General features: G+C 61.9%; 1 pseudogene. It reads left to right on the top strand.

The features are described from left to right. Positions 1-207 (top strand): annotated as a pseudogene (locus AC6CH3_RS23550) (aspartate aminotransferase family protein); the annotation flags it as partial. Positions 208-252: the final 45 nt, after the last annotated feature.

The following is a 252-nucleotide window of genomic DNA, read 5'->3' as shown; positions in this document are numbered from 1 at the left end:
CTCGAATTCACCGCACCGGACAACACCCCCGATGCCGCCACCGCCCTCGCCGTCCAGCAGGCCGCCATCAAGGAAGAACTCCTCCTCCTCACCTGCGGACCGCACGGCAACGTCATCCGCATCATCCCGGCGCTCAACGTCAGCACTGATGAGATCCAGAGCGGCCTGTCCAGGTTCCGCCAGGCGCTCAAGGCAGTCACCGCTTAATCCTCGTTGAGAATGGCTCTTCCCTACGATCTTTGAAAGCAGCTC

The organism is Arthrobacter sp. GQ119 (genome assembly GCF_059759125.1).
Note: the sequence above shows the minus strand (reverse complement) of the source record. Positions and strands in the feature narration are given on the sequence as shown.